We start from the raw sequence: 25,831 nt of genomic DNA, 5'->3' as shown, positions 1-25,831 counted from the left end.
ACTCGATAATGCCCGATCTTTTTTGCGCCCTGGAGTCGTCATGCACGAACGTACCCGCCCTCGCCCGATCAATCTCTGGCTGTACCTGGGCATTCCTCTGGTGACGGCAGTGGCATTGATCCTGCTTGAGCTGACCTCGGTCGACATGGACGTGGCCAACCTGTTCTTCGACCCGGCTGCCGGGCAATTCATCGGCCGGCACAGCTATTTGCTGGAGAACGTACTGCATGATGGGGTCAAGCAGGTGGTGATCCTGCTGGGGCTGCTGGCCTTGCTGACCTTTGCCGTGAGTTTCTTCTGGAAGCGTTTGTTCGGTTGGCGCCGGGAGCTGGGTTGCCTGGTGTTGGCGCTGGGCTTGTCCACGGCGTTTGTGACACCACTGAAGAAGGTCACCCAGGTGCAGTGCCCCTGGAGCCTGAGCCAGTTCGGCGGCAAGGAAACCTACAGCAAGCTGCTGGAGGCACGCCCCGCCACGGACAAGCCGGGGCTGTGCTGGCCGGGCGGGCATGCTGCGACCGGCTTCTGCTTGTTCGCGTTGTTCTTTGCGCTGCGTGACCGACGCCCGCGCCTGGCACGGGTGGCGTTGGGGGTGGCGCTGGTCGCCGGTTCGGTGCTGTCGGTCGGGCGGATGATGCAAGGGGCGCACTTCTTGTCGCATAACGTGTGGACGGCGGTGTTCTGCTGGTTGATCGGGTTGGGGTCGTATTACCTGGTTCTGTACCGGCGCGGGCGGGTTGAGGCGCCTGCTGTGGAGGCCCGTGTTGCCTGAGTGAGGGGCCGCTGCGCGGCCCATTCGCAGCACAAGGCTGCTCCCACAAAAAGCAACCTGCAGGAGCAGCCTTGTGCTGCGAATGGGCTGCAAAGCAGCCCCAATGCTCACACAAGGCTGCGTGGCACCTGTAGGAGCAGCCTTGCGCTGCGAATGGGCTGCAAAGCAGCCCCAATGCTCACACAAGGCTGCGTGGCACCTGTAGGAGCAGCCTTGCGCTGCGAATGGGCTGCAAAGCAGCCCCAATGTTCACCACGAAGCACAAAAAAAGCCCCGGCTCTCGCGAGCCGGGGCTTTTTTATGAGGCTAGGGGTAAGGCTGGCTTACATCATGCCGCCCATGCCACCCATGCCGCCCATGTCTGGCATGCCGCCGCCAGCTGGAGCGTCGCTCGGAGCATCAGCAATCATGGCTTCGGTGGTGATCATCAGACCGCCAATCGAAGCAGCAGCTTGCAGTGCCGAACGGGTCACTTTAGCTGGGTCCAGGATGCCCATCTCGATCATGTCGCCGTATTCGCCGGTAGCAGCGTTGTAACCGAAGTTACCCGAACCCTGCTTGACCTTGTCGGCCACAACGCTTGGCTCGTCGCCGGCGTTGGCAGTGATCTGACGCAGCGGGGCTTCAACAGCGCGACGCAGCAGTGCGATACCGACGTTCTGGTCTTCGTTGTCGCCTTTCAGGTCAACGATCGCGTTCAGGGCGCGAACCAGGGCAACACCACCGCCAGGCACCACGCCTTCTTCAACGGCTGCACGGGTAGCGTGCAGGGCGTCTTCAACGCGGGCTTTCTTCTCTTTCATTTCGACTTCGGTGCCAGCACCGACCTTGATCACGGCAACACCGCCAGCCAGTTTGGCCAGACGCTCTTGCAGCTTCTCACGGTCGTAGTCCGAGGAAGTCTCTTCGATCTGGGCACGGATCTGCTTGACGCGTGCTTCGATGTCACCGTCGACGCCAGCGCCGTCGATGATGGTGGTGTTTTCCTTGGACAGGATGACGCGCTTGGCGTTACCCAGGTGCTCAATGGTAGCGGTTTCCAGGGACAGGCCGATCTCTTCGGAGATAACGGTACCGCCGGTCAGGACCGCGATGTCCTGCAGCATGGCCTTGCGGCGGTCGCCGAAGCCAGGTGCCTTGACCGCAGCAACCTTGACGATGCCGCGCATGTTGTTGACGACCAGGGTAGCCAGCGCTTCGCCTTCAACGTCTTCAGCAACGATCAGCAGTGGGCGGCCGGCCTTGGCAACGGCTTCCAGCACTGGCAGCAGCTCACGGATGTTGGAGATCTTCTTGTCGACAAGCAGCAGCAGCGCGCCTTCCAGCTCGGCAACCATGGTGTCCGGCTTGTTGACGAAGTACGGCGACAGGTAGCCACGGTCGAACTGCATGCCTTCTACGACAGACAGTTCGTTTTCCAGGCCCGAGCCTTCTTCAACGGTGATCACGCCTTCTTTACCGACTTTTTCCATGGCTTCGGCGATGATTTCACCGATGGAGTTGTCGGAGTTGGCGGAGATGGTGCCTACCTGAGCGATGGCCTTGGAGTCGGCGCATGGCTTGGACAGGTTTTTCAGCTCGGCGACGACAGCGGCGGTGGCCTTGTCGATACCGCGCTTCAGGTCCATCGGGTTCATGCCGGCAGCGACGGCTTTCAGGCCTTCGTTGACGATGGCTTGAGCCAGAACGGTAGCGGTGGTGGTGCCGTCACCGGCTGCATCGTTGGCCTTGGAAGCGACTTCCTTGACCAGCTGGGCGCCCATGTTTTCGAAGGCGTCTTTCAGCTCGATTTCTTTGGCAACGGAAACGCCGTCCTTGGTGATGGTCGGTGCGCCGAAGCTCTTGGCCAGGACCACGTTGCGGCCTTTCGGGCCCAGGGTCGCTTTTACTGCGTCAGCCAGAACGTTGACACCAACCAGCATTTTTTTACGGGCGGAATCGCCGAATTTTACGTCTTTAGCAGCCATGATCGTTTAATCCTTGGAATTCTTTGGAATAACGGGAAATCGGGGAAATCAGCCTTCGATAACGGCGAGAATTTCGTTCTCGGCCATTACCAGCAGGTCTTCGCCGTCGACTTTCACGGTGTTGCTGCCCGAGTAAGGGCCGAAAACCACTTTGTCACCCACTTTCACGGCCAGCGCGCGTACTTCGCCATTTTCCAGGATGCGGCCGGTGCCAACGGCGACAACTTCGCCGCGGTTTGGTTTTTCAGCGGCCGAACCCGGCAGGACGATACCGCCAGCGGTTTTCGATTCTTCTTCGCTGCGACGGATGACTACGCGGTCATGCAGAGGACGAAGCTTCATTGTCGATCTCTCCCAAATTGTGGTTTTCATCGGCCGGTATCGACACCGGCGGGTTGATGCGGTCCGGCGTTGCCGGGGGTGGCCCGCGCGGGGCGAACCACCTGAGTTATGTCTGGTGTCGCCACCAGAAACCTTGCGGTGACCCATACATGAGGCCGCCATAGGCAATTACAAGGCTTGATACGGAAAATTTTTAATCAGCGCTGAACGGAAAAAGAACAGGGGCCGCGATGCGGCCCCTGAATGTCACTTGTCGCGGCGCTCGTACTCGCCCTCAATCACGTTGGGGCGGTGGCCGGCATCACGCGGCGGCTGCGCCTGGAACGGATCATCCTGAAACGCACGCTGGCGCATGGCCTGCTCTTCGGCACGCTGGCGCATCTTGCGCGCAGCCAGGTGACGGGTGAACGGCAGCAGGCAGATCAGGCCCAGCACGTCGCTGATAAAACCTGGCAGCAGCAGCAAGCCGCCACCCACCGCCAGCATCATCCCCTGGAACATGTCCTCAGCGGGCAATTCGCCGCGCTGCAGGCTTTCACGGGCACGCAGTGCGGTGGCCAGCCCGGCCACGCGCATCACCAGCACACCCAGTGCCGAACCGGCGATGATCAGCAGCAGCGCCGGGAAAAACCCGATGGCCGCACTGACCTTGACGAAGACGAACAGCTCCAGCACAGGAAACAGCAGAAGCAACAGTAGAAAAGCACGCATCAAAGATTCCTCGACGGAAGAGACCTTCCAATAAGACCTCAGATGGATGCGACCGCTCCCAATTTCAACCCTCGACTTCAGCAGCAACCGGCCACTGGTCGGCGCGTGCCAGTAAAACCAACGCTTCGCGAACTTGTGTCGGCGTATTGCAAAGGCTTGGGAACGGCAGCCAGTAGATGCCCTGACCAATACGCAGGTGCATGCCTTCGCTGTCGACACCGACCATGAACGCAGGGGCTGTGCGTGGCAGGTCGGTCAGTTCGACGTAATGGGCGATGGCATTGGCGTGATCGCTGTTCATGTGTTCGATCATGCTCGCCTCGGCCTTGCCCGCGAACGGGTTGGCCAGGGTCACGTGGTCAAGCCAGTGAATGGCGCCAAAGCCGCCGATGTAGCGGTGGCGCACGGGCTGCAGCACCCAGAAGTCGAAATCGTGAGCCTTGTGGTAATTGGCCGCGTCGGGGAAGTACCGGTAGTAGCGCTCGGCAGCGGCCTCGATGGCGGCTTCATCCATTAGCTTGTGTGCTTCGGCCATCACCGTCAGGCGGCCGACCGCCTGCACATCCTCGGCTTCACGCTCACCGACCAGCAACGAGCATTTAGGGTCTTTTTGCAGGTTGTGGGTGTGCTGGGCGATGCGGCTGATGAGAATCAGCGGGTTGCCCTGTGCATCCAGGCAATACGGCACGACGGAACCAAACGGGAAGCCGGGCATGGACTTGGAATGGGTCGAGAGCACGCCGCGGTATTCCTTGAGCAGCAGTTCCCGGGCGGGGCGGATGGCTTTGTTACTCACGAAGGGCGCTCCTGGCGGCGGACTGGATGGGTGACAAGATAAGCATTATCACCCGCCGCTGCCACTGTAGGCGCGTTACCAGGTCACGCCAAAGCCTGCCGTGTAGCGGGTCTTGTCCAGGTCACTGTCACGCGTGCCGCTGATGATGTCCTTCTCGGCCTTGAGGTTGAGCGAGGCCCATTCGGTGACTTTGTAGCGCAGGCCAACCTCGGCATCCAGCGAGTAGTCGGCCACGTTGCCCAGCGGCTTGGCAACTTCGCCATTGGTGAACAGCTGCACGTTCTTGCCGATCAGGTAGCGGGTGTAGTCCCACTTGACCGCCGCGGCATAGAAGTTGTCCTTGGCGCCGTCCTGGTACTCGAAATCGGTACGGTTGATCAGCGAGCCCAGCGAGAACGCACCCAGCTCGTCGTCCCAGAACTGGTAGCCCGGGCCTGTACCCACGGTGCGCTGGCGAGCCAGGTCCTCGATGTGGTCGCGCTTGTATTCCATGCGCCCCTGCCAGAACCACTTCTCGGTAATGAAGCGGTCGAGGGCGTACTCGGCACTCCAGTTATCGGTGGTGGTGACGTCGTCCTTGCTCTCGCGGTTGTATTCGCCCTCGGCGTTGTGCCGCCAGCGGCCATGCCGTGCTGTGGTCTTGAAGCCTACGTCATAGTCGTCGGTGTCGTTCTCGGCACGCTTGTAGTCCAGGGCAACATCGACGTTGCCTTTCCAGACCAGGTCTTCGACCACCGGCTTGGGCTTCATGATCTGTTCGATGCTGGCCAGGTCGACGGTCTTGGGCGCCTCGCCATTGGCCAGGGTGACCTTGCCGTCTTCGGCGGCCTTCAGCGATTTAGCCCGCTCACCGCTGTAGGCGTCCTGCTTGACCAGCAGTTCCTGGTCGCTTTCCAGGGTCTTGACGGCTTTCCAGTCCAGCGCGATAGACCCGCCATAGGGGGTCTCCAGCAGCAGCTTGCCACCGTCGAAGACTTTGATCTTGCCACTGAGACGGTCACCGTTTTTCATCCACACGGTGTCGGCAACCGCAGGCGCGGCGCACAGGGAAGCAGCTAGCAGGCACAACAAGGATCTAGAATACATAAGCGGACTACGGGTTCGATTAGACGAAAAAAGCCGGGCATTATCCAGATACCGACAACCAGAGCAAGGACAGACCGGGAGCCTCCGATTGAGTTCAACACTCATTTACCGTCACCATTGGTCCGGTTTCATCCACAGGCCACGGGGGCACTGATGTCCGAGGCATACGCGCACACATTGGAAACGCCAGAGGCCCGACGAACGGCCCTGTATTCGGTACTCGGGCAAGTGCCCGAAGGCAAGGTGGTCAGCTACGGCCAGCTTGCCGAGCTGGCGGGCCTTGGCCGCGCGGCACGTTGGGTTGGGCGTACCCTCGGGCAGCTACCACCCGACACTCGCCTGCCCTGGCATCGGGTACTGGGCGCTGGCGGGCGGCTGAGCCTGGCTTTAGGCACGCCCTCTGGCGACGAACAACGGGCGCGGCTGCGCGCAGAAGGCGTAAATGTGACCAATAATCGTGTGGATATGACGCGCCATGGCTGGCGCCCGATGGAGCACAGCGGTTAGAGTGCGCGCTTTGTATTCGCAAACTTGAGGCAGATGTTGGCCCATGCCCCGTAAAACCTGGCGCGCTGCGCTCGCTGCCTATGCCAGCCCGTCAACCCTGGTACTTCTGCTGCTCGGCTTTGCCGCCGGCCTGCCCTACATGCTGGTGTTCTCGACCCTTTCGGTGTGGTTGCGCGAAGCTGGCGTGGCCCGCGAGACCATTGGTTACGCGAGCCTGATCGGCCTGGCCTATGCCTTCAAATGGGTCTGGTCGCCGCTGCTCGACCAATGGCGCCTGCCCCTGCTCGGCGGCCTGGGGCGCCGCCGTTCGTGGCTGTTGCTGTCGCAGGCACTGGTGGTGATCGGGCTGGTCGGCATGAGCCTGTGCGACCCTCAGCAGCACCTGTCGTGGCTGATCGCCCTGGCGGTTCTGGTTGCCTTCGCCTCGGCCACCCAAGACATCGCCGTCGATGCCTATCGCCTGGAGATTGCCGATGACCAGCGCCAGGCCGCCCTGGCTGCCAGCTACATGGCGGGTTACCGGGTGGCGGCCCTGCTGGCCACGGCCGGTGCGCTGTTCTTCGCCGAATGGTTTGGCTCCACCGGTTTCAGCTACCTGCACAAGGCCTGGGCCGGCACCTACATCATGTTCGCCCTGTTGATGCTGCCGGCGCTGTTCACCACTTTGGTCATGCGTGAACCGTCAGTGCCGCTGCGTACTCAGCTGTCGGCGGCGCGTTACGGCCTGGTGCACCAGCTGGCGTCGGTGTTCGTGTTGATCGTGCTGCTGGTGTCGGTGCCTGCCAGCTTCACCCAGCTGTTCAATACCGACTGGGCCAGCGTGTTCTTCGGTGATGCGACGCCCCTCGACCTGCTGCTCGAAGACCGCGCCTTCCTGCGCCTGATCCTGTACGCGATGCTGACTTGGGCGTGCCTGTCGACCATGGGCCGGCGTGGCCTTGCCCCGGTGCTTACTCCGGTCAACGACTTCATTGCCCGCTACCGCTGGCAAGCGCTGCTGCTGCTCGGGCTGATTGCCACCTATCGCATGTCGGACACGGTGATGGGCGTGATGGCCAACGTGTTCTACATCGACATGGGCTTCACCAAGGACCAGATCGCCAGCGTCAGCAAGATCTTCGGCCTGATCATGACCTTGGTCGGTGCTGGCGTCGGCGGCCTGTTGATCGTGCGCTTCGGCATCATGCCGATCCTGTTCATCGGTGGCGCGGCCTCGGCGGCGACCAACATCCTGTTCCTGATGCTGGCCGACATGGGCCCGAACCTGGACATGCTGGTGGTCACCATCTCGCTGGACAACTTCAGCTCTGGCATGGCCACCTCGGCGTTCGTCGCCTACCTGTCGAGCCTGACCAACCTGAAGTTCTCGGCCACCCAGTACGCGCTGCTGAGCTCGATCATGCTGTTGCTGCCACGGCTGATTGGCGGCTATTCGGGGGTTATGGTGGAGAAGTTCGGTTACCACGACTTCTTCCTGATCACCGCCCTGCTGGGCGTGCCGACGTTGATTCTGATCGCCCTGCAGTGGCGTCAGGAGGCTGGGCGCGGCAAGCCCGTGCCCGAGGAGAACCCAGCGGCCGAACGGCCCTGAACCCCTCTATTTACATGTATCACTGTAGGAGCAGCCTTGTGCTGCGAAGAGGCCGGTAACAGCAGCGAAGATTCACTGTTCTGTCACCGGCCTCTTCGCAGCACAAGGCTGCTCCTACAGGAATTGCGCATGGCCGGCGCCGGCAAGCTACTGAGCCACCGCCCCTTCCCCAGGCCGGCCACCCACCACGAACCACAACGGCCAGAGCGCCAGCGCACCCGCCACGCTGGCTGCCAAGGCAAAGTGCAGCAGGCTGGCACCTGCCCCGATCATCGCCAGCAGTGCCCCACCCAGGCCCAGCAAGGCGATGGTGATCATCCCCAGCATGGCCGAGACCAGCCCCTTGCTTTGCTCGCTGGAGAACAGCGTCATGCGGTACAGCACGGCGTTGGCCACACCCAACCCCAGCGCGTACAGCGACATGCCAGCGACCACGCTGGTCACCGTCGGCCAGTACCAAGTCGCCAGCACCATCAACGACAGGCCTGCCAGGTAGGGCCACAGTGCGCCACGCACCAGGGCTGGCAGCGGGTAACGGTCGGCAATGCGGTTGATGATCAGGTTGCCCATGATCAGCCCGCCGAACACCGGCAATTGCCACAAGGCATATTCCATCGTACTCAGCCCCTCATCATGGATGAGCAGCACCGGCGACAGGCCAATCCAGCCAATCAAAGGCAAGCCGACCAGGCCAAGGGCTGCGCTGCCGGCAACAAAGCGGCGGTTGGCCAGCAACTGGCCGTAGCCGGACAACAGTGGCAGCAGGTGAATTGGGGTGAACGGCAGCCGCGAACCATCGCGCCGCTCCACACCCAGGGTTTCCGGCATCAAGCGGTACAGCAGCACCCAGGCCAGCACCGCGCCGATGGCAAAGGCCACGAACAGCCAACGCCAGTCCAGCCATTGCAGCAGCAAGGTCCCCACCAGCGGGCCGAGCAGCGGCGACAGCAGGGCAATGTTGGCCAGCAGGGCCATCATGCGCACCGCGTCCGCTTCGCTGAACGCCTCGTTCAGGGCCGGGTAGCTGACCGTGACCACAAAGCCCAGGCCGATGCCCTGCAACAGGCGCAGCAGGTTGAACAAGCCGATGTCATGGACCCAGAAGGTCGCCAGGCACGCAACGCCGAAGAACACACACCCCCCCAACAGCAGCGGGCGACGGCCATAGCGGTCTGCCAGGGGGCCGATCAGCCACTGCAGGACCACGCCACCGAGCAGGTACAGGTTCAGGGCATGGGGGATGTATTCGGGGCTGGCGTTCAGGTCGTCGACCACCACGGGCATGGCCGGCATGACCGCGTCGCTGGCCAGGTAAGTGAGCAACTCGAACAGGGCCAGGGTGAGGCCAAACAGCAAGGCTCGGAGGGGGGTGATGTACAGCAGTGGTTTCATGGTGAGCTTCGGGTAGAGGCAGGTGGGGTCAGGCTATATGCCAGAAGTGGCGGGGTTTAGCTGTGAACAAGTGTAATGAGGTGGAAAAACCGGGGCCGCTGCACGCCCCATCGCCGGCAAGCCGGCTCCCACAAAGTTAGATGACAACCTGAACCTGTGGGAGCCGGCTTGCCGGCGATGGGGCGCACAGCGGCCCCGGCTTGTTTGAACAGCAGTGTTACTGGTTAGCCGTCTCCTGCACCACACGAATCACTCGCTGCGGAAACGGAATATCGATGCCCTCGGCCTTCAACCGGTCACGGGCATGCTCGTTGAGCATGAACATCACATCCCAATAGTCGGACGTCTTGGTCCAGATACGCAGCGACACGGTGATCGAACTGTCGCCCAGCGTCGAAATCACCGCCTGCGGTGCAGGGTCGGCCAGCACACGCGGGTCCTGCGCCAGTTCCAGCAGCACGTTGCGCGCCTTTTGCAGGTCGGCCTCGTAATCCACGCCCACGTCGAACACCACTTTGCGGGTCGGCTGGCGGTTGGTGTTGGTGATGATGCCGTTGGACAGGCTGCCGTTAGGCATGATCACCGTCTTGTTGTCACCGGTGCGCAGCACGGTGTGGAAGATCTGGATGCTGTCCACGGTGCCGCTGACACCCTGCGCTTCGATCCAATCGCCAATGCGGAACGGGCGGAACATCAAGATCAACACACCGCCGGCAAAGTTCGCCAGGCTTCCCTGCAACGCCAGGCCAATGGCCAGGCCGGCAGCACCGATAGCCGCAACGAAGGAGGTGGTCTCGATGCCGATCATCGACGCCACGCTGACGAACAGCAGGATCTTCAGGATGATATTGGCCAGGGTGCTGATGAACCCCTGCAATGCCAGGTCGGCATTGCGCAGGCCGACCAGCTTGCCCAAGCGCGCGCTGACCTTGTTGATGACCCACCAGCCGATGGCCAGGGTCAGCAACGCCAGGCACACGCGGCTGCCGTACTCCATGATCAACGGGACCCAGGCTTGGGATTGGCGGACCAGCTGATCGACTTCAGCGTTCAAATCCATGTTCATCTCCTGATGCCGAACGGCATGTGCACGGTAAAACTGGCCGCGGGCATTTCCGCGGCCACGGCCCCCATGGACATCATTACGCCATCGAGGTTCCTGGTGACGCTTCGATCAATCGCGGAAGTTGTTGAACTGCAGCGGCATGTCGAATTCCTTGGCGCGCAGGGCAGCGATCGCCTCTTGCAGGTCGTCACGCTTCTTGCCGGTGACACGCACCTGCTCACCCTGGATGGAAGCCTGGACCTTGAGCTTGGCATCCTTGATGTGGGCGACGATCTTCTTCGCCAGCTCTTTGTCGATGCCTTCGCGGAACTTGGCTTCCTGTTTCATTTCTTTGCCGGACGCATAGGCATCCTTGGTTTCCAAGCATTTGACATCGATCTTGCGCTTGACCAGCGCACCGCGCAGGATCTCGATCATCGCCTCGAGCTGGAATTCGGCCTCGGCGGTCAGCAGCACGGTCTGTTCCTTGTCCTTGAACTCGAAGCTGCCCTTGCCCTTGAGGTCAAAACGGCGATCGAGTTCCTTGACGGCGTTGTCTACAGCGTTCTGCACTTCGTGCTTGTCCAGTTCCGATACCACGTCGAACGAAGGCATGGGTATTCTCCAAAAATAAAAGCGCGCTCGGCCTGAAGATGGAGCACGCTGAGTTAGATGGTTAAAATGCGGGCTCATTATAACGGGTTGCGAAACGCATATGAGCAGCACCTGGCATATTCTCGGCGCGGGTAGCCTGGGCAGCCTGTGGGCTTGCCGCCTGGCGCGCGCCGGCAAGGCGGTACGTTTGATCCTGCGCGACGAGCAGCGGCTGCAGGCCTATCAGCGTGTGGGCGGCCTGACCTTGTTCGAGCAGGACACCTCCAGGCATTACGCGATCCCCGCCGAAACGGCCGACGCCCATGGCCCTATTCACCGCCTGCTGGTGGCCTGCAAGGCGTACGACGCAGCGCCGGCCATCAAGCGCCTGGCACCGCGGCTCGCCGAAGGCGCAGAGCTGGTGCTGCTGCAGAACGGCCTGGGCAGCCAGGACGAGGTCGCCGACCAGGTGCCCCATGCCCGTTGCATCTTCGCCTCCAGCACCGAAGGGGCGTTCCGCGAGGGCGATTGGCAGGTGCGCTTCGCTGGCCACGGCTTCAACTGGCTGGGTGACCCACTCAAACCCGGGATCCCGGCCTGGTTCGATGACCTGCACGATGCCGGCATCCCGGCCGAATGGACCGTGGATATCCTCACCCGGCTGTGGCGCAAGCTGGCGCTCAATTGCGCGATCAACCCGCTGACCGTGCTGCATGAGTGTCGCAATGGCGGCCTGCTGGAGCACCTGGCCGAAGTGACCGCCCTGTGCGACGAGCTGGCAGAGCTGCTGCACCGCTGTGGCCAACCCCAGGCTGCCGAGGACCTGGACGAAGAAGTGCAACGGGTGATCCTCGCCACCGCCGCCAACTACTCTTCCATGTACCAGGACGTGCGCGCAGGCCGACGTACCGAGGTCCATTACCTGCTCGGCCATGTGTGCCGCGCCGCCGAGCGGCATGGTGTGGCGTTGCCGGAACTGGAACGCCTGCACCAGCGACTGGTCGATAACCTGCAGGCACGCGGCTTGCCCAGCGCCTGACGCTGGCCCTTTCAACCGGATACGGACACTGCCTTGCCCATGACCCTGCGCCAACGCCTGGAAAACCTCCCGGTCGGGCAAAAGTTGCTGGCGGCCCTGCTGGTGCTGCTGGTGACCATTCTGCTGGTGGCCAACCTGACCTTCATCAGCGCCGCCTACTGGATCACCCAGGAGAGCATGGCGCCCCAGGCGCTGCAGACCATCGGCCGGCTGATCGCCAACCCGCAGCTGTCAGCGCGTGCCGGCGACAGCGCAGACAGCGCCAATGCCCTGCTCAAGGAGCTGGACAGCTACATGCCACTGCGCGCCGCCGCCGTCTACGGCGGTGACGGCCGCATGCTGGCGCAGCTGCAGCACGGCGAACCGCTGGCGTTGCCCAAGCGATTTCGCAACATCGACGGCTGGCGCCTGATGGAATTTCGCAGCACGCAGTTGATTCGCATCCCCCGCGAAGCCGACCCACCTGCCCACCTGCTGCTGGTGGCCAGCAGCGAACTGCCGACCGCCTTCTACACCGGCACGCTCAGTGCCAGCCTCGGTATCCTAGTGTTCAGCATCCTGCTGTGGATCGTCGTTGCGCGGCAGATCAAGCGCCTGATCACCCAGCCGATCAACCAGCTCGAAGAGCTCAGCCGCCAGGTCACCCGCGAAGAAAGCTACGCCCTGCGTGCCCGCCGCGGCAACGATGACGAAATCGGCAGCCTGGCCGAGGCCTTCAACACCATGCTCTCGCGCATCGAGGCCCGCGAGCAGCAGCTCAAGCGCACCCGCGACGAATTCCAGACCGCCTATGACCAGGCCCAGGGCCTGGCCGAAGAAACCCGCCACACCAACCGCAAGCTGGAGCTGGAAGTCCAGGTGCGCAGCAAGATCGAGAAAAAACTCACAGGCTTCCAGAACTACCTCAACAGCATCATCGACTCCATGCCCTCGGCGCTGATCGCCCTCGACGAGCAGCTCTACGTCACCCAGTGGAACCACGAGGCCACGGTGCTCTCCGGAACACCCCTGGACGAGGCGCTGAACCAGCCGATCTTCATCGCCTTCGAGCCGCTCAAACCGTTTTTGCCGCAGCTCAAGGAAACCGTAGAGAAACACCGAGTGGCGAAAATCGAGCGGGTGACCTGGCCCAAGGGCGAGGACCTGCGCCACTACGCCCTGACGTTCTATCCGCTGATGGGCGGCGGCGGCCGCGGCGTGGTGATCCGCATCGACGACATTACCCAGCGCCTGTCACTGGAAGAAATGATGGTGCAATCGGAAAAGATGCTCTCAGTGGGCGGCCTGGCTGCAGGCATGGCGCACGAGATCAACAACCCGCTGGGGGCGATCCTGCATAACGTGCAGAATATCCGTCGGCGCCTGTCCCCGGAGTTGCCGCGCAACCAGGAGCAGGCCGAAGAGCTGGGCATCGACCTGCCCACCGTCAACCGTTACCTCGAAAGCCGCGAAGTGCCGCAACTGCTCGACGGCATTCAACAGGCCGGCGCCCGGGCGGCCAAAATCGTCACCCACATGCTCAGTTTCAGCCGCCGCAGCAACCGCCAGTTGGCACCTTGCGACCTGCCAGCGCTGATCGACCAGGCTGTGGAAATCGCCAGCAACGACTTCGACCTCACCATTGGCTTTGACTTCAAGGGCCAGGCCATTGTCCGCCAGTTCGACCCGAACCTTGGGCCCGTGCCCTGCACCGCCAACGAGCTGGAACAAGTGCTGCTCAACCTGCTGAAAAATGCCGCTCAGGCCATCCACCTGCGCCCGCAACCCAGCGAGCCCGGCCGAATCACCCTGCGCACCCGGCTCAACCCACCCTGGGCCGAGATCCAGGTCGAGGACAACGGCGTGGGCATGCCTGAAGCGGTGCGCAAGCGCACCTTCGAGCCGTTCTTCACCACCAAGGAGATCGGCCAAGGCACAGGCCTTGGCCTTTCGGTTTCGTATTTCATCATCACCAACAACCACAAGGGGCAGATGGAGGTGCAGTCCACGCCCGGCCAGGGCACCTGCTTCACCTTGCGCCTGCCCCTCGGCCAGCCGGCAGCGACGGCACCAAACACCACGGAGGCATGACATGGGCTACCGCCTGTCGAAGATCTACACCCGCACTGGCGACAAAGGCGAAACCGGCCTGGGCGACGGCCGCCGGGTGCCCAAGGACCACCCGCGTATCGAAGCCATCGGTGAGGTGGATAGCCTCAACAGCCAGTTAGGGGTGCTGCTCGCCGGCCTGGCTGAGCAGGGGCTGGACGAAGTGAGCGATGTGCTTGCGCCCTGTCAGCACCGCTTGTTCGACCTCGGTGGCGAGCTGGCAATGCCCAGTTACCAGGCGTTGAACCTGGCCGAGGTAGAGCGGTTGGAAGCGGCAATCGACGTGTGGAACGAAGAGCTGGGGCCGTTGAAGAATTTCATCTTGCCCAGTGGTTCGGCGTTGGTGGCGCAGGCGCATGTGTGCCGGTGCCTGGCCCGCAGTGCGGAGCGGCGGTGTCAGCAGCTGAATGCGCTGGAGCCGCTGGAGGGTGCCGGGTTGGCGTATATCAACCGGCTGTCGGATCTGTTGTTTGTGGCAGCGCGGATCATTGGGCGGCGGCAGGGGGTTGCCGAGGTGTTGTGGCAGCCTGCTGAGAAGCCTCAGGGCTGAGCGTGCTGGGGCTGCTACGCAGCCCATTCGCGGGCAAGCCCGCTCCCACCGAGTCCTCACAAGGTCTGAACCTGCGCAGTTACCTGTGGCAGCCTGCGCCGAAGCCTGAAGGCTGAGCGTGCTGGGGCTGCTACGCAGCCCATTCGCGGGCAAGCCCGCTCCTACCGGGCCCTCACAAGGTCTGAGCCTGCGCAGTTACCTGTGGGAGCGGGCTTGCCCGCGAATGGGCCGCACCGCGGCCCCAATCACAAGCGACTCAGAGCTCAGGCCAGAACGCCCGGATCCCGGCCACACCCTGCGCGCCCGCTTCCCAGGCCCGCTCACGATCACCCGGCCCTACCCCACCCAGCAAGAACACTGGCCGGCTGAAACCTGCAATCGCCCGCTGCGCCGCTTCCCACCCCAAAGGCACCGCTTCAGGATGCGTCTGGGTCGCCTGCACCGGCGACAAGGTGACAAAATCGACCCCCATCTGCTCGGCCAATGCCAACTCTTCAGCACTGTGGCAGGACGCCGCCAACCAGCGGTGCTCAGGGAACGGTCGCCCCTTGGCGGCATACTTGCGCAACTGCGCAGCCGTCAGGTGCCAACCGGCCGACGGGAAGTCGCCCAGCCACTCCAGCGGCCCTTTGAGCATCAACTGGGCCTTGCCACCGCACAGGCCGACCGCATCCACCGCCACATCGCGATACTTGGGGTCGTACATGTCCGGCGCTCGCAGCTGGATCAGCCGGGTACCGTTGGCCACGGCCTTCTGGATGCCCTTGAGCATCTGCGGCACTTCCAGGCCCTCCGGCGTGATCAGATACTGATCCGGCAGCCGTGCAGCGGCAACAATTGGCCTGTTGGCGGCAGGGAAGTCGTACTGCGCGAGGTCGCGCGGTGCTACCCACTCCAAAGGCTGGCCCTCGGCGCCATGGGGTTCACCGGTGAACCCTTCGACAACGCGAACGTCCAGCAGCACCTGTTTGTCCGGGTAGTCATGGCTGACCTTGATCAGCGCCCGCGACCGGGTCACGTCGATACCCAGTTCCTCGCGCAGCTCACGGGCCAGCGCCGCCTCGACGCTTTCGCCCTCTTCCACCTTGCCACCCGGGAACTCCCAAAGGCCGCCCTGGTGCTGGGTATCTGCCCGCCGCGCAATCAGAATGCGGCCATCGGCACCGCGGATTACCGCTGCCGCTACATGAATGCGTTTCACACTTCGCGCTCCGCCAGGCCAGCCTGCTGCCAGGCTTTGAATGCCGGCCACTGGTAGATAGTCTCGATGTAAGCCGCTGCCTCTGCCGGGACTTCGACGCGGTAGCTGCGCAAGCGCACGGCCACCGGGGCGAAGTAGGCATCCACCAGGGTCGGCTTGCCGAACAGGAACGGGCCCGTGTCCTTGGCGACCAGGCGGCATTCGGACCACAGCGCGACGATACGGTCGATGTCGATCTGCACCTCCAGCGGCACAGACTCAAGGGCCTGGTCACGGGACAGATCGAACGGCATCGCCCCGCGCAAGGCGAAGAAGCCGCTGTGCATCTGCGCGCAGGCCGAACGGGCTTGGGCACGGGCGGCCACGTCGGCAGGCCAGAGCTGCGCTTCGGGGTGGCGTTCGTTGAGGTATTCGGCGATGGCCAGGGAGTCGGCGATCACGCCATGCTCGGTCTTGAGCAGCGGCACTTTGCCGGTGGCAGAGTAGGCGAGCAGGCGCTGACGGGTGTCGGGCTGGTTGAGTTTGACCAGGGTTTCTTCGTAGGGGACGCCGGCCAGTTCGAGGGCCAGGGCGCCGCGTAGCGACCAGGAAGAATACAGCTTGTCGCCGATGATCAGGTGATAGCTCATGGTTCGGCTCCATTTGTCGGGGTTTTGCGGCTGCTTCGCAGCCCTTCGCGGCACAAGGCCGCTCCTACAGGTACAGCGCAGACCGGTGTAGGAGCGGCCTTGTGCCGCGAAGGGCCGCAAAGCGGCCCCAATTGAATCAGGTGCGGTATTCGGCGTTGATCTTCACGTACTCGTGGGACAGGTCGGTGGTCCAGATGGTTTCGCTGCAGGCACCACGGCCCAGTTCGATGCGGATGGTGATCTCTTCCTGGGCCATGACCGCAGAGCCTTGCGCTTCGGTGTAGCTCGGGCTGCGCCCGCCTTGGCTGGCAATGCAGACGTTGTCCAGGTATACATCGATCAGGCTGACATCCAGCTCCGGCACGCCCGCACGGCCGACGGCGGCCAGGATGCGGCCCCAGTTGGGGTCAGAGGCGAACAGTGCGGTCTTGATCAGCGGCGAGTGAGCGACGGCGTAACCGACGTCCAGGCATTCCTGGTGGTTACCACCCCCGTTGACCTGCACCGTGACGAACTTGGTGGCGCCTTCGCCATCACGGACGATGGCCTGGGCCACCTCCATGCACACGTCGAACACCGCCTTTTTCAGGGCATCGAACAGCGCACCGCTGGCTTCGGTGACTTCTGGCAGGTTGGCCTTGCCGGTGGCGATCAGCATGCAGCAGTCGTTGGTCGAGGTGTCGCCGTCGATGGTGATGCGGTTGAACGACTTGTTGGCGCCGTCGAGCATCAGGTCCTTGAGCACCTTGGGTGCGACCTTGGCGTCAGTGGCGATGTAGCCGAGCATGGTGGCCATGTTCGGGCGGATCATGCCGGCGCCTTTGCTGATGCCGGTCACGGTCACGGTCACGCCATCGTGCTGGAACTGGCGGCTGGCACCCTTGGGCAGGGTGTCGGTGGTCATGATGCCGGTGGCGGCTTCAGCCCAGTTGTTTTCCGACAGGTTGTCCAGGGCGGCCTGCAGGGCGCCTTCGATCTTCTCGACCGGCAGCGGCTCGCCGATTACGCCAGTGGAGAACGGCAGTACCGACTCGGCCGGCACGCCGGTCAGCTCGGCGAGTTTGGCGCAGGTGCGCTCGGCAGCGGCCAGGCCCGGTGCACCGGTACCGGCGTTGGCGTTGCCGGTGTTGGTCAGCAGGTAACGCACAGTGCCCTGAACACGCTGCTTGGAGAGGATCACCGGTGCTGCGCAGAAGGCGTTGAGGGTGAACACGCCAGCAACGCTGGAGCCTTCGGCACAGCGCATGACCACCACATCCTTGCGCCCAGGGCGCTTGATGCCGGCAGAAGCGATGCCGAGTTCAAAACCCGGAACCGGGTGCAGGGTGGGCAAAGGACCAAGACCAACAGCCATTAGAGCGCTCCTAGAAAAACGGTGAAATGATGATGGAAGAGCGGGGCCGCTTCGCGACCCATTCGCGGCACAAGGCCGCTCCCACAGGGCAAGCGCAGCCTTCTGAGCCGGTGCGGTCCCTGTGGGAGCGGCCTTGTGCCGCGAATGGGCCGCACAGCGGCCCCGTTTGTCACGTTACTGCGACTGGGTCAGATCACTCGATCTGCCCGTGGCAATGCTTGAATTTCTTGCCCGAACCGCACCAGCATGGCTCGTTACGGCCCAGCTTCTGGTCGTTGCGCACCGGCGCTGCGGCCACGGCCACTTCGGCGCCCTCCTCGTTCAACTCCTCGCTTTCAAGGCCTGGCGCGGCGGCATGCTGGAACTGCATACGGCTGGCCAGTTCTTCGGCCTCGCGGCGCAGGCGCGCTTCTTCTTCGATCGGGTCTTCGCGGCGCACCTGAACGTGCGACAACACGCGGATGGTGTCGCGCTTGATCGACTCGAGCAGCTCCTGGAACAAGGTGAACGACTCGCGCTTGTACTCCTGCTTCGGGTTCTTCTGCGCATAACCGCGCAGGTGAATGCCGTGGCGCAGGTGGTCCATGGTCGACAGGTGGTCTTTCCACAGGTCGTCCAGCACGCGCAGCAGAATCTGCTTCTCGAAGGTGCGCAGGGCGTCGATGCCGGCCTGGTCTTCCTTCTCGGTGTAGGCGCTGGTGATCTCGCTCAGCAGCTTCTCGCGCAGGGTCTCTTCGTAGAGGTGGTCGTCCTCGTCGAGCCATTGCTGGATCGGCAGCTTCATGGCGAAATCGCTCGACAGCGAGGCTTCCAGGCCGGCCACGTCCCACTGCTCGGGCAGCGACTGCGGCGGGATGTGCTGGCTGATGGTAGCGTCCAGCACTTCCTTGCGGAATTCGGCGATGGTATCGCCAATGTTCTCGGCCGCCAGCAGGCTGTTGCGCATGTGGTAGATCACCTTGCGCTGCTCGTTGGCCACGTCATCGTATTCGAGCAACTGCTTGCGGATGTCGAAGTTGCGGCCTTCGACCTTGCGCTGGGCTTTTTCGATGGCGTTGGTGACCATGCGATGCTCGATCGCCTCGCCAGACTGCATGCCCAGCGCCTTCATGAAGTTCTTCACCCGGTCAGAGGCGAAGATGCGCATCAGGCTGTCTTCGAGCGACAGGTAGAAGCGGCTGGAGCCCGGGTCACCCTGACGGCCGGAACGACCACGCAGTTGGTTGTCGATACGGCGCGATTCGTGACGCTCGGAAGCGATCACGTGCAGGCCACCCGACTCGATCACCTGCTGGTGACGCTTCTGCCAGTCGGCCTTGATCTGGGCGATCTGCTCAGGGGTCGGGTTGTCCAGGACGGCCACTTCGGCCTCCCAGTTACCGCCCAGCAGAATGTCGGTACCACGGCCGGCCATGTTGGTGGCGATGGTCAACGCGCCTGGCGCACCGGCCTGGGCGATGATCTCGGCTTCCTTCTCGTGGTACTTGGCGTTGAGGACCTTGTGCTCGATGCCTTCCTTCAGCAGAAGGTTGGACATGTGCTCGGAGGTCTCGATGGTGGCGGTACCCACCAGCACCGGACGGCCCTGGGTCATGCTCTCTTTGATGTCGGCAATGATCGCGGCGTATTTCTCGTCGGCGGTCAGGTACACCAGGTCGTTGAAGTCCTTACGCGCCAGCGGCTTGTTCGGCGGGATCACCATCACGTTCAGGCCGTAGATCGACTGGAACTCGAACGCTTCGGTGTCGGCGGTACCGGTCATGCCGGACAGCTTGGTGTAAAGACGGAAGTAGTTCTGGAAGGTGGTCGACGCCAGGGTCTGGCTCTCGGCCTGAATGTTCAGGTTTTCTTTGGCCTCGATGGCCTGGTGCAGGCCTTCGGACAGGCGACGGCCAGGCATGGTACGGCCGGTGTGCTCGTCGATCAGCAGGACTTGGCCGTCCTGGACGATGTACTCGACGTTGCGGTGGAACAGTTTGTGCGCGCGCAGGCCGGCGTAGACGTGGGTCAGCAGGCCCAGGTTGTGCGCCGAGTAGAGGCTCTCGCCTTCGGCCAGCAGGCCAGCCTGGGTGAGCATCTCTTCGATGAACTGGTGACCGGCTTCGTTGAGTTCGACCTGGCGGCTCTTCTCATCGATGGTGAAGTGGCCTTCCTGAGTGACCTGGCCTTCGACTTCTTCGATGTGCTGGGTCAGGCGCGGGATCAGGCGGTTGATCTCGATGTACAGCTTGGAGCTGTCCTCGGCCTGGCCAGAGATGATCAGCGGGGTACGGGCTTCGTCGATGAGGATCGAGTCGACTTCGTCGATCACCGAGAAGTTGAGTTCACGCTGGAACTTCTCTTCCTGGCTGAACGCCATGTTGTCGCGCAGGTAGTCGAAACCGAATTCGTTGTTGGTGCCGTAGGTGATGTCGGAGGCGTAGGCAGCGCGCTTTTCTTCGGGCGGCTGGAAGGCCGAGACGATGCCCACGGACAGGCCGAGGAACTCGTACAGCGGGCGCATCCAGTTGGCGTCACGGCGGGCCAGGTAGTCGTTGACGGTGACCACGTGCACGCCTTTGCCGGACAATGCGTTGAGGTAGACGGCCAGGGTACCGACCAAGGTCTTGCCTTCACCGGTGCGCATTTCTGCGATCATGCCCTCGTGCAGGGTCATGCCGCCGATCAGCTGCACGTCGAAGTGGCGCATGCCCATGACGCGCTTGCCGGCCTCACGGGCGACGGCGAAGGCTTCGGGCAGCAATTGGTCCAGTGTCTCGCCTTTGGCCAAGCGCTCCTTGAACTCTGCGGTCTTGCCCCGCAGTTGCTCATCGGAGAGGGCCACCATCTTCTCTTCGAAGGCATTGACGATAGTCACCGTCTTGAGCATGCGTTTGACTTCACGCTCATTCTTGCTTCCAAAAAGTTTCTTTAACAAAGGCGCAAACATATCGGCAGGATCTTCCACACGTAGGGATGGAGGGCGGCCCCATGAGTCGCCCGTGCAGCCCTGAGGCCGCATGCGAACGAGCATTCTACCCGGAAACGATGGTGAGGAAAGTGGTGGATTTCCACGATGCTGATACAGCGTTTTGGCAGGGGCGTTTCTTAGATAGGGTCATTTTCCCTGAGTTCAAGGCTCAGCAAGATGAAACGTATCGAGAATGAGTCTTACCTTGTGTGGTCTGTACCGGCGAAGAGGCCGGCACAGGCAACAGAGGTGTTAAACTGCCGCTCTTGTAACCTCCTGCGACCACCATGGCCTACAAACCCTCCCCTGCCCAGCTACCGTCCGCCCTGCTGCGCCAGGTGCGCCCGCTGCGCCTGCTGCTGAACCAGGCCGAACGCCTGGAACACCTGCAGCGCTTGCTGGAAAGCCAACTGCAACCGGCTGCCCGCGAGCACTGCCACGTGGCATCGTGGCGTGATGGGGTATTGTTGCTGGTGGTTACCGACGGCCATTGGGCTACTCGCTTGCGGTATCAGCAAAAGCGCCTCATGCGCGAATTGCAGGCCATGGAAGCGTTCGGCAACCTGCGGCGCATCTTGTACAAGGTGCAACCGCCATTGGTGCCTGCCAAGCGTGGCGGGCATGCTGCGGCGCTGTCGAGCAATGCCGCCGAAAGCCTTCGCGATACCGCCGAGGGGATTGCCGACCCGAAATTGCGCGCTGCCCTGGAACGCCTTGCCAGCCACGCCCGGGATAAAGGCTGAAATAAAAAAGGCCACCCGAAGGTGGCCTTAATGAACTAGAGAGTGTTCGAACTTACACGGCCGCAACAGGGCGCATGTACGAGATCGGTGCCGTGCTGGCATCTTCGAAAGTGACCACTTCCCAGGCATCGGTTTCAGCAATGAGCTTGCGCAACAGTTGGTTGTTCAGCGCGTGCCCGGACTTGTAGCCCTTGAACTCGCCGATCAGGCTGTTGCCCAGCAGGTAGAGGTCACCGATGGCGTCGAGAATCTTGTGCTTCACGAACTCGTCTTCATAGCGAAGGCCGTCTTCGTTCAACACGCCTGTCTCGTCTACCACGATGGCGTTTTCCACACTGCCGCCCAACGCAAGGTTATGCTTGCGCAGGTACTCGATGTCCCGCATGAAACCGAAGGTGCGGGCACGGCTGACTTCTTTCACGAACGACGTGCTGGAAAAATCGACACTGGCGCTCTGGGTCCGGCCGCTGACGACCGGGTGATCGAAGTCGATCTCGAAGCTCACCTTGAACCCGTCGAAAGGCAGGAAGGTAGCGCGCTTGTCGCCCTCCTCCACTGTCACTTCGCGCAGGATGCGGATGAACTTCTTGGCTGCGTCCTGTTCTTCCAGGCCGGCAGACTGAATCAGGAATACAAAGGGTCCGGCGCTGCCATCCATGATCGGCACTTCCGAGGCGGAGAGCTCGACGTAGGCGTTATCGATGCCCAGGCCCGCCATGGCGGAGAGCAGGTGCTCGACCGTATCGACCTTGACGTCACCGTTGACCAACGTCGTCGACATGGTTGTCTCGCCAACGTTGGCCGCACGCGCTGCGATTTCGACCACAGGGTCGAGATCAGCGCGGCGGAAGACGATGCCGGTGTCAACAGGTGCAGGCTTGAGGGTCAGGTATACCTTCTCCCCGGAGTGCAGACCGACACCTGTGGCACGGATGGTATTCTTCAGGGTGCGTTGTTTAATCATGGCATTGGCCGCTTCAGCGCAAATTGCGAACAGGTATCAACAAAGGCTGGGGATGATAACAGACCCGACCTTTGCTGAATACCAATCACCTTTATACCCCTGATAAATTCCATTAATCAGCCTGACGACGCAGGAAAGCCGGGATATCAAGGTAGTCCAGGTCATCCTGAGGGTTGAGTTTAGCTGCCGCGGCGGCACCTGCATGGGCCTGGTTGCGCATTACAGTCGGGCGCTCCAGGTCACGGTAGTTGACCGCAGGCTGCTCCTGGCGAACCGGTGCCGGGTTGGAAGCCTCGTACGCCTGTTGAGCGGTCTGCAGGGTGTTGTCCACCACTTTGACCGGCTTCTCGATGCGTGCGCCCAGGCCAGTGGCGACCACGGTGACGTGCAGCTCATCGCGCATGTCTGGGTCGATCACGGTGCCGACCTTGACCATCGCGTGGTCAGAGGCGAAGGCTTCGATGATGCTACCTACGTCGGAGTACTCACCCAGCGACAGGTCAGGGCCGGCGGTGATGTTCACCAGGATGCCGCGGGCGCCTTGCAGGTTGACGTCTTCGAGCAACGGGTTGCGGATCGCCGCCTCGGTGGCTTCACGCGCACGGTTCGGGCCGCTGGCGCAGCCAGTACCCATCATCGCCATGCCCATCTCACCCATCACGGTACGCACGTCGGCGAAGTCGACGTTGATCATGCCAGGGCGCTTGATGATGTCGGAGATACCGCGCACGGCACCGGCCAGCACGTCGTCAGCCTTGGCAAAGGCGGACAGCAGGCTGGCATCCTTGCCCAGGATGGTCAGCAGCTTCTCGTTGGGGATGGTGATCAGCGAGTCGACGCTCTCGGCCAGCATGCGGATGCCTTCATCGGCGATCTGCATACGTTTGCGGCCTTCGAACGGGAACGGACGGGTCACCACGGCGACGGTGAGGATGCCCATTTCCTTCGCCACTTCGGCGATGATCGGGGCTGCACCGGTACCGGTACCGCCACCCATGCCGGTGGTGATGAACACCATGTTGGTGCCCTGCAGCACCTCGGCGATGCGCTCACGGTCTTCCAGCGCGGCCTGACGGCCGACTTCTGGATTGGCACCTGCACCCAGGCCTTTGGTCACGCCAGTGCCCAATTGCAGGATGGTACGCGCGCCGATGTTTTTCAGCGCCTGGGCATCCGTGTTGGCGCAGATGAATTCCACGCCTTCGATGCTGCTTTTGACCATGTGGTTGACGGCGTTGCCGCCACCACCGCCAACGCCGATCACTTTAATGACCGGACTTTGCGGGACGTTGTCTACGAGCTCGAACATTTTCCCTCTCCTTACAGTTCTCTAGTTGTTGCGCCTACCACTACTGCTTTGAAACTTAGAAATTGCCCTGGACCCACCGCTTGAAGCGCTCAAGCACTGGGGCCTTCGGTTCATCGCCATAGCTGTTGCTGCTGCTGTTGCTGTTACCGGTCAGGACCATGTCCTCGGACTGCTTCAGCAGGCCGTAGGTGAGCAGGCCCACGCCGGTGGAATAGATCGGGTTGCGCACCACGTCGCTCAGCCCCCGAACGCTGTGCGGTACGCCCAGGCGTACCGGCATGTGGAAGATTTCCTCGGCCAGTTCAACGGCGCCTTCCATCTTCGCGGTGCCGCCGGTCAGGACGATGCCGGCCGGCACCAGGTCTTCGTAGCCGCTACGGCGCAGTTCGGCCTGGATCAGGGTGAACAGCTCGTCGTAACGCGGCTCCACCACCTCGGCCAGGGCCTGGCGCGACAGCTCGCGCGGTGGGCGATCACCCACGCTCGGCACCTTGATGGTTTCGCCGGCGCCGGCCAGCTTGGCCAGTGCGCAGGCGTAGCGGATCTTGATTTCTTCGGCGTACTGGGTCGGAGTGCGCAGGGCCATGGCGATGTCGTTGGTCACCTGGTCGCCGGCAATCGGGATGACCGCGGTGTGGCGGATCGCGCCTTCGGTGAAGATGGCGATGTCGGTGGTACCGCCACCGATGTCCACCAGGCACACGCCGAGCTCTTTTTCGTCGTCGGTCAGCACCGAGTAGGCCGAAGCCAGCTGCTCAAGGATGATGTCGTCGATTTCCAGGCCGCAGCGGCGTACGCACTTCTCGATGTTCTGCGCCGCGTTGACCGCACAGGTGACCACGTGGACCTTGGCTTCCAGACGCACGCCGGACATGCCCAGCGGCTCGCGCACGCCTTCCTGGTTGTCGATCACGTAGTCCTGCGGCAAGGTGTGCAGCACGCGCTGATCGGCCGGGATGGCCACGGCCTGGGCGGCGTCGAGCACGCGCTCAAGGTCGGCAACGCTGACCTCACGGTCGCGAATGGCGACAATGCCGTGGGAGTTCAGGCTGCGGATGTGGTTGCCGGCCACGCCGACGAACGCCGAGTGGATCCGGCAGCCCGCCATCAGCTGCGCTTCTTCCACCGCGCGCTGGATCGACTGCACGGTCGACTCGATGTTCACCACCACGCCCTTCTTCAGGCCGCGGGACGGATGGGTACCGATCCCGACGATCTCCAGGGTGCCGTCTTCGCCCACTTCGCCGACCAGCGCCACCACCTTGGAGGTGCCAATGTCCAGCCCGACGATCATTTTGCCGCTATGCGCGTTTGCCATGGTCCTGCCTCTCTCTAATTCTTCGCAACGGCGGGTTGGGCCGTCGTCGGTGCAATCGGTTCCCGCCAACCAACGGCAAGTCCGTTGGCGTATCGCAGATCGATGCGGGCGATGTTGGTGATCTGCTCTTTAAGCGTCTTGTCGTAAATGGCAATGAAACGGCGCATCTTCTCCACCAGATGGTCGCGCCCCAACAGCAGTTCGATGCCTGGCCCGGTGCTGCCCGCACCGGTGGTCAGGAACCAGCTGCCTCGCTCGCGCAGTTCCAGGCGAGCGATGGAAAAGCCCATGGGGCGCAGCATCTGGCTCAATACCTGATACTGCTGCATGACTTGTTGCTGAGCACGCTGCGGCCCGAACAGCTGCGGCAGGTGCTCATAGTTGGCCAGCTCACGCGGGGTAAAGGCCTGGCCCTGGTTATTGAGCAAGGCTTCATCACCCCAGCGTGCCACTGGCAGCTGTTCTTCCAGGCGGATCACCACCTCGTCCGGCCACACGCGCCGCACCTCGGCGTGGGCGATCCACGGCATCTGCTCGAGCTCTGCGCGCATCGCCGGTAGGTCGACACTGAAGAAGCTCGCCGCCATGAACGGGGCGATCCGCTGCTGCACCGCCTGCTGGCTGATGTAGCTGAGGTCGCCCTGCACCGCGATCTTGGTGATCGGCCGGTCGGCGTAGGGCATCAGGCGAATGGCGCCCTCATAGGCGCCGAAGCCTGCTGCCACCAGCAGCACCGGCCAGAGCAGGCGCTTGAGTCCACTGAAGTTGGCCTTGGGCAGGCGCGCCGACATGGGCTCTTTGGCCACCATTCGACTGGCACCGCGCGGCACCGGCTTGTTACGGCCGGTGGCGGGTTGCTGATGACGTAACATCGCGCCTTGCATGG

Annotated in this window: 23 protein-coding genes; 7 read left to right on the top strand and 16 right to left on the bottom strand. The window is 62.6% G+C overall.

All coding sequences use genetic code 11. The features are described 5' to 3' along the window. The first annotated feature begins 40 nt into the window (after positions 1–40). Positions 41–769 (top strand): phosphatase PAP2 family protein, encoded by a 729-nt coding sequence (locus AC5PZ0_RS04635; protein WP_493854449.1) that lies wholly within the window; start codon positions 41–43, stop codon positions 767–769. Positions 770–1,092: 323 nt separating this feature from the next. On the opposite strand, the gene groL is transcribed toward AC5PZ0_RS04635, so the two are convergent. The 5 genes from groL to AC5PZ0_RS04610 form a co-directional block, all read right to left on the bottom strand. Then, positions 1,093–2,736, bottom strand: coding sequence for a chaperonin GroEL (gene groL, locus AC5PZ0_RS04630; protein WP_265970262.1), 1,644 nt, complete (start codon positions 2,734–2,736; stop codon positions 1,093–1,095). A 48-nt stretch (positions 2,737–2,784) separates the two neighbouring features. Then, positions 2,785–3,078, bottom strand: coding sequence for a co-chaperone GroES (locus tag AC5PZ0_RS04625; protein WP_012274036.1), 294 nt, complete (start codon positions 3,076–3,078; stop codon positions 2,785–2,787). 246 nt (positions 3,079–3,324) lie between these two features. Then, positions 3,325–3,789 (bottom strand): FxsA family protein, encoded by a 465-nt coding sequence (locus AC5PZ0_RS04620; protein WP_027594037.1) that lies wholly within the window; start codon positions 3,787–3,789, stop codon positions 3,325–3,327. 64 nt (positions 3,790–3,853) lie between these two features. Beyond that, positions 3,854–4,585 (bottom strand): HugZ family pyridoxamine 5'-phosphate oxidase, encoded by a 732-nt coding sequence (locus tag AC5PZ0_RS04615; RefSeq protein ID WP_493854448.1) that lies wholly within the window; start codon positions 4,583–4,585, stop codon positions 3,854–3,856. Positions 4,586–4,660: 75 nt separating this feature from the next. Then, positions 4,661–5,671 carry a DUF481 domain-containing protein gene (locus tag AC5PZ0_RS04610; protein ID WP_027594035.1) on the bottom strand — a complete coding sequence of 337 codons (1,011 nt, stop codon included), beginning with the start codon at positions 5,669–5,671 and terminating at the stop codon, positions 4,661–4,663. Between the two features lie 153 nt (positions 5,672–5,824). On the opposite strand from AC5PZ0_RS04610, the gene AC5PZ0_RS04605 reads away from it, so the two are divergent. Further along, a complete protein-coding gene (locus AC5PZ0_RS04605; RefSeq protein ID WP_027594034.1) occupies positions 5,825–6,178 on the top strand; it encodes an MGMT family protein in 354 nt (117 codons plus the stop codon). Between the two features lie 43 nt (positions 6,179–6,221). Then, positions 6,222–7,769, top strand: coding sequence for an AmpG family muropeptide MFS transporter (locus tag AC5PZ0_RS04600; protein WP_027594033.1), 1,548 nt, complete (start codon positions 6,222–6,224; stop codon positions 7,767–7,769). A 147-nt stretch (positions 7,770–7,916) separates the two neighbouring features. Here the strand turns inward: AC5PZ0_RS04600 and AC5PZ0_RS04595 are convergent, their stop codons facing one another. The 3 genes from AC5PZ0_RS04595 to AC5PZ0_RS04585 form a co-directional block, all read right to left on the bottom strand. Next, complete coding sequence (locus AC5PZ0_RS04595) at positions 7,917–9,161, bottom strand: MFS transporter (protein ID WP_085273635.1); 1,245 nt, start codon at positions 9,159–9,161, stop codon at positions 7,917–7,919. A 217-nt stretch (positions 9,162–9,378) separates the two neighbouring features. Beyond that, on the bottom strand, positions 9,379–10,221 hold the full coding sequence (locus tag AC5PZ0_RS04590) for a mechanosensitive ion channel family protein (RefSeq protein WP_493854447.1): 843 nt from the start codon (positions 10,219–10,221) through the stop codon (positions 9,379–9,381). A gap of 114 nt (positions 10,222–10,335) precedes the next feature. Continuing rightward, positions 10,336–10,821, bottom strand: a complete 486-nt coding sequence (locus tag AC5PZ0_RS04585; RefSeq protein ID WP_027594030.1) for a YajQ family cyclic di-GMP-binding protein — start codon at positions 10,819–10,821, stop codon at positions 10,336–10,338. A 100-nt stretch (positions 10,822–10,921) separates the two neighbouring features. Between AC5PZ0_RS04585 and AC5PZ0_RS04580 the strand changes: the two genes are divergently transcribed. Genes AC5PZ0_RS04580 through AC5PZ0_RS04570 form a run of 3 tightly spaced genes read left to right on the top strand, consistent with a single transcriptional unit; the run spans position 10,922 to position 14,477 of the window. Then, complete coding sequence (locus AC5PZ0_RS04580) at positions 10,922–11,839, top strand: putative 2-dehydropantoate 2-reductase (RefSeq protein ID WP_238209511.1); 918 nt, start codon at positions 10,922–10,924, stop codon at positions 11,837–11,839. Positions 11,840–11,878: 39 nt separating this feature from the next. Continuing rightward, on the top strand, positions 11,879–13,909 hold the full coding sequence (locus tag AC5PZ0_RS04575) for an ATP-binding protein (RefSeq protein ID WP_085273638.1): 2,031 nt from the start codon (positions 11,879–11,881) through the stop codon (positions 13,907–13,909). Position 13,910: 1 nt separating this feature from the next. Beyond that, positions 13,911–14,477 carry a cob(I)yrinic acid a,c-diamide adenosyltransferase gene (locus tag AC5PZ0_RS04570; protein WP_493854446.1) on the top strand — a complete coding sequence of 189 codons (567 nt, stop codon included), beginning with the start codon at positions 13,911–13,913 and terminating at the stop codon, positions 14,475–14,477. Positions 14,478–14,733: 256 nt separating this feature from the next. Here the strand turns inward: AC5PZ0_RS04570 and AC5PZ0_RS04565 are convergent, their stop codons facing one another. From AC5PZ0_RS04565 to secA, 4 genes are all read right to left on the bottom strand, one after another. After that, on the bottom strand, positions 14,734–15,678 hold the full coding sequence (locus AC5PZ0_RS04565; protein WP_493854445.1) for a Nudix family hydrolase: 945 nt from the start codon (positions 15,676–15,678) through the stop codon (positions 14,734–14,736). After that, entirely contained in the window at positions 15,675–16,307 is a 633-nt protein-coding gene (locus tag AC5PZ0_RS04560; protein WP_493854444.1) for a glutathione S-transferase family protein, read from the bottom strand. Before AC5PZ0_RS04560 ends, AC5PZ0_RS04565 begins: the two co-directional genes overlap by 4 nt. A gap of 136 nt (positions 16,308–16,443) precedes the next feature. Beyond that, positions 16,444–17,661, bottom strand: coding sequence for a bifunctional glutamate N-acetyltransferase/amino-acid acetyltransferase ArgJ (argJ, locus tag AC5PZ0_RS04555; protein WP_493854443.1), 1,218 nt, complete (start codon positions 17,659–17,661; stop codon positions 16,444–16,446). A gap of 193 nt (positions 17,662–17,854) precedes the next feature. Then, the gene (gene secA / locus AC5PZ0_RS04550; RefSeq protein WP_265968568.1) at positions 17,855–20,590 is read right to left on the bottom strand and encodes a preprotein translocase subunit SecA; all 2,736 of its coding nucleotides are present in this window, start codon (positions 20,588–20,590) and stop codon (positions 17,855–17,857) included. Positions 20,591–20,898: 308 nt separating this feature from the next. Between secA and AC5PZ0_RS04545 the strand changes: the two genes are divergently transcribed. Continuing rightward, a complete protein-coding gene (locus tag AC5PZ0_RS04545; RefSeq protein WP_027594022.1) occupies positions 20,899–21,354 on the top strand; it encodes a DUF721 domain-containing protein in 456 nt (151 codons plus the stop codon). A 52-nt stretch (positions 21,355–21,406) separates the two neighbouring features. On the opposite strand, the gene lpxC is transcribed toward AC5PZ0_RS04545, so the two are convergent. From lpxC to AC5PZ0_RS04525, 4 genes are all read right to left on the bottom strand, one after another. After that, on the bottom strand, positions 21,407–22,318 hold the full coding sequence (lpxC, locus tag AC5PZ0_RS04540) for a UDP-3-O-acyl-N-acetylglucosamine deacetylase (protein WP_027594021.1): 912 nt from the start codon (positions 22,316–22,318) through the stop codon (positions 21,407–21,409). Positions 22,319–22,430: 112 nt separating this feature from the next. Then, on the bottom strand, positions 22,431–23,627 hold the full coding sequence (ftsZ, locus tag AC5PZ0_RS04535) for a cell division protein FtsZ (RefSeq protein ID WP_003251871.1): 1,197 nt from the start codon (positions 23,625–23,627) through the stop codon (positions 22,431–22,433). Between the two features lie 55 nt (positions 23,628–23,682). Beyond that, positions 23,683–24,945: a cell division protein FtsA gene (ftsA, locus tag AC5PZ0_RS04530; RefSeq protein WP_027594020.1), complete on the bottom strand. Its 1,263-nt coding sequence runs from the start codon at positions 24,943–24,945 to the stop codon at positions 23,683–23,685. Between the two features lie 14 nt (positions 24,946–24,959). Further along, positions 24,960–25,829 carry a cell division protein FtsQ/DivIB gene (locus tag AC5PZ0_RS04525; RefSeq protein ID WP_027594019.1) on the bottom strand — a complete coding sequence of 290 codons (870 nt, stop codon included), beginning with the start codon at positions 25,827–25,829 and terminating at the stop codon, positions 24,960–24,962. Positions 25,830–25,831: the final 2 nt, after the last annotated feature.

This window comes from Pseudomonas sp. 5.2 (assembly GCF_059025405.1).
The sequence above is the reverse complement of the archived record's forward strand: the minus strand, read 5'-3'. Positions and strand labels throughout refer to the sequence as shown.